Raw genomic sequence first — 11264 nt, 5'->3', positions numbered from 1 at the left:
CCACCGCACGGCCCTTGAGCGCGAACAGGCCGCGCGGCCGCTTTTGAATGAACAGGATGATGAGAACGAGGATGGCGATCTTGCCGAGCACGGCGCCGGCGACCGGCTCCAGGAACTTGTTGGCGATGCCGAGCGTGAAGGCGCCGACCAGCGTGCCCCAGAGATTGCCGACGCCGCCGAACACCACGACCATGAAGCTGTCGATGATGTAGCTCTGGCCGAGATTGGGGCTGACATTGTCGATCTGCGACAACGCCACGCCGGCGATGCCGGCAATGCCCGAGCCGAGCCCGAAGGTCAGTGCGTCGACGCGCGAGGTGGCGATGCCCATCGAGGCCGCCATGCGCCGGTTCTGCGTGACCGCGCGCATCTCGAGGCCAAGCGCGGTGTAGCGCAGCATGGCAAGCAGGATCGCGAACACCGCGAGCGTGAAGACGAGGATCCAGAGCCGGTTATAGGTGATGGTGATCTGGCCGAGCTCGAACGCGCCGCTCATCCAGGAGGGATTGCCGACCTCGCGGTTGGTCGGGCCGAACATGGTGCGCACCGCCTGCTGCAGCACCAGCGACAGGCCCCAGGTCGCAAGCAGCGTCTCCAGCGGCCGGCCGTAGAGGAAGCGGATGATGCTGCGCTCGATCACGACACCGAGCGCGCCGGCGACGAGGAAAGCGAGCGGCACGGCGATCAGCAGCGAAGAGTCGAACAAAGCGGGATAACGGGTGCGGATCACCTCCTGCACCACGAAGGTGGTGTAGGCGCCGATCATCACCATCTCACCATGCGCCATGTTGATGACGCCCATCACGCCGAAGGTGATGGCAAGGCCAATCGCCGCGAGCAATAGCACCGAGCCGAGCGAGAGACCGTACCAGGCATTCTGCACCGTGGACCAGACCGCGAGCGAAGACTGGATCGAGCTGATTGCGCTGGCCGCGGCCTTGGTCACCGAGGCCGGCTGGTCGCCCATCCCGGTCAGCAGCGCCAAGGCCTCCTGGTCGCCACGCGCCTTGAGGGTGCCGACCGCCTCGAGTTTCTCGACCTCGGTGGCATCCGACTTGAACAGCAAGATCGCCGCGCGGGCGTCGCCGAGCGTGGCCTTGATCGATTTGTTGGTTTCCTTGGCGAGCGCGGCATCGACCGGCTCGAGCGCGGTTTCCTCATGCGACTTGAAGACGGATTGCGCAGCCTGCAGGCGCGTTCCGACATCCGGAGACTGGAGCGTCAGGCTGCCGATCGCAGCGTCGACGCTGCGGCGCAGGCGGTTGTTGAGGCGCACCGCGCTGGCGCTGTCGGGAACGCTGGCGACGGGCTCGCCGGTCGCAGCATCGATCGACTTGCCGTCGGCACCGGTGACGTAAACCTTCTTGCTATCAGGATCGGCCATGAGACGGCCGTCCTGGAGCGCGCTGATGATGGGGAAAGCCAGCTTGTTGCCGCTGCTCGCGACCACGCCGATCGCCTCTTCCGTATCGGAGTAATCGTCATTGGCGAATTTGGCGACCGCATCCTCGAACGGACCGGCAAAGGCCGGCAGTGCGAACGCGATCAGGAACAACGAGAGGACAAAGGTACAGAGACGAGCGGACAAATTGGTTGGCACTTTGAATCACCCCGGCAGAAGTGGGGAGAAGGCGGCGGAATAGCCGCCTCCTCCCGTCGTGCAATGAACCGACAGATCGGGATCAGGAGCCCGAGCCGAGGCACTTGTTGGTCTTGGTATTGAAGTTGCCGCACTTCTTGCCGACCCAGTCGCCGACCAGGTCCTTGGAGCCATCGAGCTCCTTCGACCAGGCGTCGCCTGCGACAAGACCCGGGGTCTTCCACACCACGTCGAACTGGCCGTTGGCTTTGATTTCGCCAATGAACACCGGCTTGGTGATGTGATGGTTCGGAAGCATCTTGGAGGTGCCGCCGGTCAGGTTCTTGGCTTCGATGCCGGGCAGCGCGTCGATCACCTTGTCCGGATCGGTCGACTTCACCTTCTCGACCGCCTTGACCCACATGTCGAAACCGATGACGTGCGCTTCCATCGGATCGTTGGTCACGCGCTTCGGGTTCTTGGTGTAGGTCTGCCAGGCCTTGATGAACTTCTCGTTCTCGGGCGACTTGATCGACTGGAAGTAGTTCCAGGCGGCGAGATGACCGAGCAGCGGCTTGGTGTCGATGCCGGCGAGCTCTTCCTCACCCACCGAGAACGCGACCACCGGGATGTCCTTGGCCTTGATGCCCTGGTTGCCGAGCTCCTTGTAGAAGGGAACGTTGGCGTCGCCGTTGATGGTCGAGACCACCGCGGTCTTCTTGCCGGCCGAGCCGAACTTCTTGATGTCGGCCACGATCGTCTGCCAGTCGGAATGACCGAACGGCGTGTAGTTGATCATGATGTCTTCCTGGGCGACACCCTTCGACTTCAGGTAGGCCTCCAGGATCTTGTTGGTGGTGCGCGGATAGACGTAGTCGGTGCCCGCGAGCACCCAGCGCTTCACCTTCTCGTCCTTCATCAGATAGTCGACGGCGGGGATCGCCTGCTGGTTCGGCGCAGCACCCGTGTAGAACACGTTGCGCTCGCTCTCCTCGCCCTCGTACTGCACSGGGTAGAACAGGATGCTGTTCAGCTCCTTGAAGACCGGGAGCACGGACTTGCGCGACACCGAGGTCCAGCAGCCGAACACGACCGCGACCTTGTCCTTGGTGATCAGCTCGCGCGCCTTCTCGGCGAACAGCGGCCAGTTCGAGGCAGGGTCGACCACGACGGCTTCGAGCTTCTTGCCGTTGACGCCGCCCTTCTTGTTCTGCTCGTCGATGAGGAAGAGGATGGTGTCCTTCAGCGTGGTTTCGCTGATAGCCATGGTGCCGGAGAGAGAATGAAGGACGCCAACCTTGATGGTGTCGTCCGCGGCCTTTGCGCCGGTCAATGAAGCCAGACCGAGCATCAGTCCGGCGGTCGCGGCGAGAACGCCACGGCGGCTAAATGACGCCGCTATATCGTGAGTGGATTTGTTAAGCATGGATGTATCATCTCCCTGACGCAGACGTGAAAAAGACGCTGCGAAACGGCCCCACGGCCGCCTGCGATTAACGGAATCGCAAGAACCATGCCATGGGCTGAGCACATGACAACCTATTGGTCAGACTAGGTAATTTTGCTGCAATCCAACTTTCGCCGCAGTCAGATTGCCCAAATCTTGGGCGAATAAAATGTATGCCAATGCGGCAGACAGGTTATTTTTTAAGCAAAGCGGCAAACCTGTCTAAATTTCCGGCATAACTATTTCTGCACTGCAATCACGGTTTGAGGCCGCGTTGCCTTGAAACCGCCCCCTGAATGTTCCATATGGAGGTTCGAGACCTCTTGCGAATCAAGGGGTCGTAGCGAGCCGCGTGTTCTTAAGCCCTTTCCGGGCCTCTGGCTTGCCCCATCCCATCAAGCCATCCGACACCCCAAACACGCAGGTGTCCATTCGACACCCTTATTGCGCGTGCCCCGCTGATTGCGCTGGGCGCCCGCTTTCGACATGGAAAGAACCCATCTTTTGACTTCCTTTCAGGACTTCGGCCTTGCCGAACCCATCGCGCGTGCTCTCGCCGAAGAGAATTACGTCACCCCCACCCCCATCCAGGCCCAGACGATTCCCACGGCACTGACCGGCCGCGACGTCGTCGGCATCGCCCAGACCGGCACCGGCAAGACCGCGTCCTTCGCGCTGCCGATCCTGCACCGCCTGCTCGAGAACCGGATCAAGCCGCAGCCCAAGACCTGCCGCGTGCTGGTGCTCTCGCCCACCCGCGAGCTGTCCGGCCAGATCCTCGACAGTTTCAACGCCTACGGCCGCCACATCCGGCTGTCCTCGACACTCGCCATCGGCGGCGTGCCGATGGGCCGCCAGGTTCGAGCGCTGATGCCTGGCCTCGAGGTTTTGGTGGCGACCCCCGGCCGGCTGCTCGACCTCGTGCAGAGCAACGGACTGAAGCTTGGAAGCGTCGAATTCCTCGTGCTCGACGAGGCCGACCGCATGCTCGACATGGGCTTCATCAACGACATCCGCAAAATCGTCGCCAARCTGCCGATCAAGCGGCAGACGCTGTTCTTCTCGGCCACCATGCCGAAGGACATCGCCGAGCTCGCCGACGCGATGCTGCGGGACCCCGCCCGCGTTGCGGTCACCCCGGTGTCCTCGACCGCCGAGCGGATCAACCAACGCATCATCCAAGTCGATTTCTCGGCCAAGCCCGCCTTCCTGACCAAGCTCCTGAAGGACGAGCCGGTCAATCGCGCACTGGTCTTCACCCGCACCAAGCATGGTGCCGACAAGGTTGTGAAGACACTTGAGAAGGCTGGCATCGCCGCCAGCGCCATTCATGGCAACAAGTCACAGAACCATCGCGAGCGGACGCTCGCCCAGTTCCGTTCCGGCGAAATCCGCACCCTGGTCGCCACCGACATCGCGGCCCGCGGTATCGATGTCGACGGCATCAGCCACGTCATCAATTTCGACCTGCCCAACGTGCCCGAGACCTATGTGCACCGCATCGGGCGCACCGCGCGTGCCGGTGCCGAAGGCACCGCGATCTCGCTGGTCGCCGGCGGCGAGGAACTCAGCTATCTCCGCGACATCGAGCGGCTGATCAAGGTAACGCTATCGCGTGAGGATCACCGCACCGATGCCGGGCGCCGCGATGCGGGCCCGCCCCCGCCGCAGCAACGACAGGGCCGGCCGGGCCGCCCGGGCCAGCGCCCGCAAGGCGCAAGGCATGGTGAGGGACGTCACACTGACGGACGACGCAGCGACGAAAGGCATGCCGACGGACGCCACCATAGCGCCGGCAAGCATGGCGACGGAAGGCCCGGCGAAGGTCGGCACGGTGACGGAAGGCATGTTGACGGACGTCCCGGTGGTAGCCAGAAGGTCTCGAAGGGGTCTCGCCGCCAACGGTCCGGTGGTAAGACGCATTCTTCCCCAACCGAGCGCCCGGAACAGCGTTCCGCGCATAGCGCCGGCAAGCCCGATGGGATACAAGGCGTGGCCTTTTTACGCCGCGAGAGTCGGCCGATGGGCCAACCGACCCGCAAACCCTATTCGCACTAGCCGTCCACGACCTGGAGAAATTCATGGCTAAGGAAGAGCTGATCCAGTTCGAAGGACTGGTCACCGAAATCCTCCCCGACGCGCGCTACCGCGTGCAGCTCGACGCCGGGCACGAGATCGTCGCCTACACCGCCGGCAAGATGAAGAAAAACCGCATCAAGACGCTGGCGGGTGACCGCGTGACCGTGGAAATGTCGCCCTACGACCTCGAGAAGGGCCGGCTGATTTTCCGCCACAAGGACGAACGTCCGAGTGGCGTGGGCGGGCCTCCCCGTCCCGGACAGCGCGGTGGCCAGTTCCGCCGCCGTTGATCCGCTTCCGGCATCTCGGCTGCGAAAGTAAAATTCTGACCTGTATGCTGATCCGCCGTGTCGATCGCGGCGGATCAAAAAATCGTGCACGTCAGGATTGTTTTGGTGCCTTAATTCCAATAAAATCACTCATCGATTTTCGGCCGGACGACATTGGCATCCACCGGTACAGCCGGTTCAGACACGCTGACGACCCTTCCAGAAACTCGATCTAACCCGCCTGCGAAAGTAGGCTTCGACACTGCACATCTGAGAAGGAACTACCCCGTGAGCATGGGAACCGTGAAGTGGTTTAACGCGACCAAGGGCTTTGGCTTCATCCAGCCCGACGATGGCGGCCAGGACGTCTTCGTACACATCAGCGCCGTCGAGCGCGCCGGTCTCGGCACGCTGCGTGAAGGTCAGAAGGTCTCTTACGAGATCGTGGCCGACCGTCGTTCCGGCAAGTCGGCAGCGGACAACCTTCGCGCCGCCGGTTGAGCCCACGGGCCTTTGGCCCGGACGGCTCTAGCGAGCAAGCAAAAGGAAAAGGCCGTGCGCAACGCACGGCCTTTTTTCATGTCCGAAAGAGCGGATGGACTCAGCAGGTCGTACCGGCCGCATCCGCGCTGTCGTAGACGCAGCTGGACAACGCGTCGGTCTTGCCAGTTCGTCTTGCGAGCTCGTCTTGCTAGTTCGTTTTGGCGGCCGCGCCGGCGTTGCCGCTGGCGTTGTTGCTCAACGAACCGGCCTGGCTCATCGTGTTGTTGAAATAGTTGTCGCTGTCGCCGAGCGTCACGCGGCGCTGACACAGCGGCATGCAGCTGTAGGACTCGCGCTCGACCCCGCGATAGACGGTGACGAGCCGGTCGCTCGGACCTTCGACCTGGATCTGACGGTCGACCAGGATCTCACCGCCTCGGTCGAGCGCGATGAAATTGGTGGCACCGTAGCCCTTCCCGGTCACGACGATCATGCCGCCGGGCTGGAGCGTGACGTCGGCGATCAGGGGATTGCCGACCACGATGGTCGCCACCTTGCCGGGCAGCCGGACCAGCTTGGCCTGGTCGACATTGACGGCGATGGTGTCGGCGGTCGCCTCGGCAAGGCTGGCGGCCGGCGATGCCAGCACCGCAGCCGCAACCAGGAGACAAACGCGCGCATGACGGCGCAGCAACTCTTTACGCATACTCTTACCCCCGGGACGTCACAAACCGGCAGAAGCGATTCGATACACAGCGGAGCCGGTGCCCGACCCGGCTAACCTGCCCTTAATTCGTGAACGTTCCGCAAACTCGCCGACTATTGTTTGAACGGACTGGCGCTTTGCTGCCTCAGAAGATCCCTTACTGGCGGAACGGATAGGCGAGCTGGCCCCCGATCTCCTTCGGCATGGTCGCTTCGTCCTTGCCGTAGTCCTGCGGCAGTTTCCCCTCCGGCATGCGGAAGGTGCCGAACAGCACGTCCCAGATCGGAAACGTCCCGGCAAAATTGGTGTCACCGCCCTCTTCGAGCGCGGTGTGGTGCCAGCGGTGGAACACCGGCGTCGCCAGCACATATTTGAACGGCCCGAAGGTCCAGTTCAGGTTGGCGTGCACGAAGGCCGAATGGAAGGTGGTGAACGGACCGAGCCAGATCATGACGTTCGGGGAGATGCCGGCCATCAGCAGCACGACGTCGACGCCGATCGTCCCGAGCATGAGATTGACGGGATGGAAGCGGGCCGCGGAAATCCACCCGATCTCCTCCGACGAATGATGGATGGCGTGGTACTTCCAGAATCCGCCGTCGTGGAACAGCCGGTGCAGCCAGTACAGCATGAAGTCAGACAGCACCAGGAACAGTATGGCCTGTACCCACAGCGGCAACGCCGCCAGCGGGCCATGGCCATTGTCGTAGAAGGCGATCAGGTCGTCGGCGTCGTGGATGTTGAAGACGGCACCGGCACCGACGATCAGGAGTCCGATCCGCATGGTGCGGGCGAACACCGGAACGAAGAACCAGTAGCAGATGTCGGTGAGGATCTCGCGCTTGCGCCACCACGGCGCGCCGGGATTGCAGGCCCAGAAATGCTCGAGCACGGTGAAGACCGCCGCGAGCACGAAGGTGACGGGGACCATCTTCTGGATGGTCTCGCCGAGCATCAAGGCAACTTGCATGGGCAGGCTCGACATCGTCGCCTCTCTTCCAAACTTCTGATCCCGCTTAGGCCTACTCCCCGAAATTTAAGGGAGGGTGAAGTCCACGGCGCGCTTGGGGCGCATTTGGAACAGGAAGAATTTCGATTGCGTCCTTAAGGCCAAATTCACTCTGGGCAAAAGCATCGGGCTGGAAGCGGGTTTGCCCGATCGAATTAACTCTACCGAAAGAGCTCGGATCTCATGTTTATCGCGTCAAGCACAGCGCCGAACGAGGCGATCACACCCCAGACGGAGTTTAGTTCATGAAGAACCTGATTGCGCGTTTCGCGAAGGATGAATCCGGCGCCACCGCCATCGAATACGGCCTGATTGCCGCCGGCATCGCACTGGCCATCATCACCGTCGTCAACAACCTCGGCAGCTCGCTGAACACCAAGTTCGGCTCGATCAGCTCCTCGCTGAAGTAAGCGACCGACCAACGACGGCAAAAGCCCCGGACTTCCGGGGCCTTTGTTTTTCTGAATGCGGCGAGTTCCAGTGGCGTTGCGCGAGTACAGAACGAAAGCCGCAGTTGCGGCGAGCGAGGCGGAGGCGGTCGAGACCTCTTCGCCGGCGTACTGGGTTTGCCTTGCGCTGCTGCTCGCGACGACCGTCCTCGCCGCGCGCATTGCCAGCATCTGGTGAGTGCGCCTCCGGCAGATCCCTGCTCGCAGTGCCGCTGCCGCCGTTGTCGGTTTGTTTAGCACTGCCGGCTAGCATGCGGCGACACCCCGATCCCGCGATGAACCCAAGCTCAAGACGCCGCCCATGATTCTCGACATTGCGCGCCTTCTGCTCTTCCCGGCCCTGATGGCCTTCGCCGCCGCGAGCGATCTCTTCACGATGACCATCTCGAACCGCGTGTCGCTGGCGCTGATCGCGGGCTTCTTCGTGCTCGCCTTCGCCGGTGGCATGGCACCTTACGAGATGCTGAGCCATGTCGGCGCCGGCGCACTGCTCCTCGTCGTGGCCWTCGGCTGCTTTGCGATGGGCTGGATGGGCGGCGGCGATGCCAAGGTCGCGGCTTCGGTCGCGCTCTGGTTCGGCTTCGCCCAATTGATGGATTTCCTGCTCTACGCCTCACTGTTCGGCGGAGCGCTGACGCTGCTGCTGCTCCAGTTCCGGCAATGGCCATTGCCTTACGGGCTGGCGGGCCAGGCCTGGCTGGCACGGCTGCACGACAAGGAGAGCGGCATTCCTTACGGCATCGCGCTCACGCTCGGCGCGCTGATGGTCTATCCGGAGACCGAATGGGTGAAGGCGATCGACCTCGCTCACCTCGCACTGCGCTGAACACACCGGGTAAGCCGGCGTTAAGCCGATTTAGATACGCCTCATTAACCATGCTTTGACGAATAGCTGGTCAACTGCCGATTACGGCGGCGGCTGCGTCGCGGCGTTTTGTGGAAAGTGAAGCGTATGAATAGGGCACGCATTGTCGTCCTGACGGTCGCCATCTGCGCCGGCGGTGTCGCCGCGTACCTGGCGAGCGGCTCGGACTCTGCGCCGCCACCGGCGGCTCCGGTCGCACAGCTTCCGACCGTCGACGTCCTGGTCGCCAAGAACGACATCGGCCTCGGCCAGACCGTGAAGCCGGAAGACGTGCAATGGCAGACCTGGCCGGCTGCGACCGCGAGCTCCACCTTCATCCGCCGCAACGAGCGCCCCGAGGGCGCAACCCAGGTCATCGGCTCGATCGCCCGCGCGCCCTTCATCCAGGGTGAGCCGATCCGCGACCAGAAGCTGGTCAGGGCCGAGGGCTCCGGCTTCATGGCGGCGATCCTGCCGACCGGCATGCGCGCGATCTCGACCGAGATCTCGCCGGAGACCGGCGCGGGCGGCTTCATCCTGCCCAACGACCGCGTCGACGTGCTTCTGACGCGCCGCCTCAAGAACGCCGACCAGGGCGCCGGCGCCCAGGACATCGTCACGTCCGAGATCATCCTGGCCAACGTCCGCGTGCTGGCCATCGACCAGGCGCCGAAGGAAAAGGACGGCCAGAACGCCGTGGTGGGCAAGACCGTCACGCTCGAGCTCAATCCCGCGCAGACGGCGACGCTCTCCGCGGCCCGGCAGAGCGGCACGCTGTCGCTGGCGCTGCGCAGCATCGCCGACGTCAAGATGAGCGAGATCACGCTCGATGATTCCGCGAAGCGCGATGGCGTTTCGATCATTCGCTACGGCATCCCAAGCGCGACGGCGAAGGCACGATGAGGACTGTCGATATGAAATGCAGGGCAGATTTGGCGACGATGCGAGCCCCAATGGTCCGCGCCCTGTCGTTTTCGGCCGCCTTCGCGCTGACGCTCAACCCGGTCCTCACCCCGGCGATCGCCGCCGACTACCGACCCGTGGCGCAGGTCGCGGCCGACGGTCAGATGAACGCACGCTTCCTCTCGCTCGGCGTCGGCAAGTCGATCGTGATCGACCTGCCGCGCGACATCAAGGACGTGCTCGTCGCCGATCCCAAGATCGCCAATGCGGTGGTCCGCTCGTCGCAGCGCGCCTACATCATCGGCGCCTCGGTCGGCCAGACCAACATCGTGTTCTTCGATTCCGCCGGCCAGCAGATCGCGGCCTATGACATCGCGGTCAAGCGCGACCTCAACGGCCTGCGCGCCGCGCTCAAGCAGGTCCTGCCCAATTCCGACATCCAGATCGACGGCCTCGGCGACGGTGTCGTCCTGACCGGCTCGGCGGCGAACCCGCTGGAAGCGCAGCAGGCCAATGATCTCGCCGCGCGCCTCGCTGGCGGCGCCGAAAAGGTGGTGAACTCGATCGTGGTCCGCGGCCGCGACCAGGTCATGCTGAAGGTGACCGTCGCCGAAGTCGCGCGCACCATCATCAAGCAGCTTGGCATCGATCTCACCGCGAACCTGAACTACGGCACCTCGGTGGTGAGCTTCACCAACTCCAACCCCTTCACGGCTCTCGGCAAGAATCTGGTGGACGGCAACGCCCTGACCACGAAGTTCGGCGCGACGCCGTCGGTGCAGGCGACCCTGCGCGCGATGGAGAGCGCCGGCGTGATCCGGACGCTGGCCGAGCCGAACCTGACCGCGATCTCCGGTGAGTCCGCGACCTTCATCGCCGGCGGCGAATTCCCGGTACCGGCGGGCTATGCGTGCGATCCCACCACGCATGTCTGTACCACCCAGATCAGCTTCAAGAAGTTCGGTATCTCGCTCAACTTCACCCCCATCGTGCTGAGCGAGGGCAAGATCAGCCTGCGCGTGATGACCGAGGTCTCGGAACTGTCGAACGAAAATTCGATCACGCTGTCGCAGGCCGTGACCTCGACCTCGGTGAACTCGCTGACGGTGCCCTCGATCAAGACCCGCCGCGCCGAAACCTCGCTCGAAATTCCCTCCGGCGGCGCGATGGCCATGGCCGGCCTGATCCAGCAGCAGACCAAGCAGGCGGTCAGCGGGTTGCCGGGACTGATGCAGCTCCCGATCCTCGGTACGCTGTTCCGCAGCCGTGACTTCGTCAACAACGCGACCGAGCTGGTGGTGATCGTGACACCTTATGTCGTTCGCGCCGCGTCGCCAAAGGACCTGTCGCGGCCGGATGACGGCTTCGCCGCGCCTGCAGACCCGCAGGCCGAGCTGCTCGGCAATATCAACCGCATCTACGGCGTGCCCGGCCGGACCGAACCGGCCAAGAACTACCGCGGCACCTACGGCTTCATTACCGACTGAGGCGGAACG

12 protein-coding genes are annotated in these 11264 nt (G+C 63.4%); 8 read left to right on the top strand and 4 right to left on the bottom strand.

The features are described 5' to 3' along the window. Both urtB and urtA read right to left on the bottom strand, forming a co-directional pair. Positions 1 to 1600 (bottom strand): urea ABC transporter permease subunit UrtB (urtB, locus tag AB4Z51_RS36515; protein ID WP_441499023.1); only part of this gene is annotated, 1600 nt, incomplete at its 3' end. Positions 1601 to 1682: 82 nt separating this feature from the next. Then, positions 1683 to 3005, bottom strand: a complete 1323-nt coding sequence (gene urtA / locus AB4Z51_RS36510) for an urea ABC transporter substrate-binding protein (protein WP_441499022.1) — start codon at positions 3003 to 3005, stop codon at positions 1683 to 1685. 507 nt (positions 3006 to 3512) lie between these two features. Here urtA and AB4Z51_RS36505 point away from each other — a divergent pair. The 3 genes from AB4Z51_RS36505 (at position 3513) to AB4Z51_RS36495 (ending at position 5875) form a co-directional block, all read left to right on the top strand. Next, positions 3513 to 5084 (top strand): DEAD/DEAH box helicase, encoded by a 1572-nt coding sequence (locus AB4Z51_RS36505; RefSeq protein WP_354119973.1) that lies wholly within the window; start codon positions 3513 to 3515, stop codon positions 5082 to 5084. Positions 5085 to 5107: 23 nt separating this feature from the next. After that, on the top strand, positions 5108 to 5395 hold the full coding sequence (gene infA, locus AB4Z51_RS36500) for a translation initiation factor IF-1 (RefSeq protein WP_008131890.1): 288 nt from the start codon (positions 5108 to 5110) through the stop codon (positions 5393 to 5395). A 267-nt stretch (positions 5396 to 5662) separates the two neighbouring features. Continuing rightward, a complete protein-coding gene (locus AB4Z51_RS36495; RefSeq protein WP_028148374.1) occupies positions 5663 to 5875 on the top strand; it encodes a cold-shock protein in 213 nt (70 codons plus the stop codon). A 190-nt stretch (positions 5876 to 6065) separates the two neighbouring features. Here AB4Z51_RS36495 and AB4Z51_RS36490 read toward each other — a convergent pair whose 3' ends face one another. Both AB4Z51_RS36490 and AB4Z51_RS36485 read right to left on the bottom strand, forming a co-directional pair. Continuing rightward, positions 6066 to 6563: a pilus assembly protein N-terminal domain-containing protein gene (locus AB4Z51_RS36490; RefSeq protein WP_063980973.1), complete on the bottom strand. Its 498-nt coding sequence runs from the start codon at positions 6561 to 6563 to the stop codon at positions 6066 to 6068. Positions 6564 to 6720: 157 nt separating this feature from the next. Next, complete coding sequence (locus AB4Z51_RS36485; protein WP_071916699.1) at positions 6721 to 7548, bottom strand: sterol desaturase family protein; 828 nt, start codon at positions 7546 to 7548, stop codon at positions 6721 to 6723. Positions 7549 to 7817: 269 nt separating this feature from the next. Between AB4Z51_RS36485 and AB4Z51_RS36480 the strand changes: the two genes are divergently transcribed. The 5 genes from AB4Z51_RS36480 (at position 7818) to AB4Z51_RS36460 (ending at position 11255) form a co-directional block, all read left to right on the top strand. Next, positions 7818 to 7982 carry a Flp family type IVb pilin gene (locus AB4Z51_RS36480; protein WP_014498224.1) on the top strand — a complete coding sequence of 55 codons (165 nt, stop codon included), beginning with the start codon at positions 7818 to 7820 and terminating at the stop codon, positions 7980 to 7982. Between the two features lie 76 nt (positions 7983 to 8058). Further along, positions 8059 to 8199 carry a hypothetical protein gene (locus AB4Z51_RS36475; protein WP_441499024.1) on the top strand — a complete coding sequence of 47 codons (141 nt, stop codon included), beginning with the start codon at positions 8059 to 8061 and terminating at the stop codon, positions 8197 to 8199. A 123-nt stretch (positions 8200 to 8322) separates the two neighbouring features. Further along, a complete protein-coding gene (locus AB4Z51_RS36470; protein WP_441499021.1) occupies positions 8323 to 8847 on the top strand; it encodes an A24 family peptidase in 525 nt (174 codons plus the stop codon). Between the two features lie 126 nt (positions 8848 to 8973). After that, on the top strand, positions 8974 to 9768 hold the full coding sequence (gene cpaB, locus AB4Z51_RS36465; protein ID WP_063980971.1) for a Flp pilus assembly protein CpaB: 795 nt from the start codon (positions 8974 to 8976) through the stop codon (positions 9766 to 9768). Between the two features lie 11 nt (positions 9769 to 9779). Then, complete coding sequence (locus tag AB4Z51_RS36460; protein WP_441499020.1) at positions 9780 to 11255, top strand: type II and III secretion system protein family protein; 1476 nt, start codon at positions 9780 to 9782, stop codon at positions 11253 to 11255. Positions 11256 to 11264: the final 9 nt, after the last annotated feature.

The sequence above is a fragment of the Bradyrhizobium sp. 2TAF36 genome (assembly GCF_052114925.1).
In the GTDB taxonomy this organism is placed as follows: domain Bacteria; phylum Pseudomonadota; class Alphaproteobacteria; order Rhizobiales; family Xanthobacteraceae; genus Bradyrhizobium; species Bradyrhizobium barranii.
Note: the sequence above shows the minus strand (reverse complement) of the source record. Positions and strands in the feature narration are given on the sequence as shown.

Excerpts from the sequence above, each read along its gene's own strand:
- AB4Z51_RS36485 (WP_071916699.1), bottom strand. The coding sequence starts at position 7,548 with ATGTCGAGCCTGCCCATGCAAGTTGCCTTGATGCTCGGCGAGACCATC.
- AB4Z51_RS36460 (WP_441499020.1), top strand. The coding sequence starts at position 9,780 with ATGAAATGCAGGGCAGATTTGGCGACGATGCGAGCCCCAATGGTCCGC.
- infA (WP_008131890.1), top strand. The coding sequence starts at position 5,108 with ATGGCTAAGGAAGAGCTGATCCAGTTCGAAGGACTGGTCACCGAAATC.
- AB4Z51_RS36480 (WP_014498224.1), top strand. The coding sequence starts at position 7,818 with ATGAAGAACCTGATTGCGCGTTTCGCGAAGGATGAATCCGGCGCCACC.
- cpaB (WP_063980971.1), top strand. The coding sequence starts at position 8,974 with ATGAATAGGGCACGCATTGTCGTCCTGACGGTCGCCATCTGCGCCGGC.
- AB4Z51_RS36490 (WP_063980973.1), bottom strand. The coding sequence starts at position 6,563 with ATGCGTAAAGAGTTGCTGCGCCGTCATGCGCGCGTTTGTCTCCTGGTT.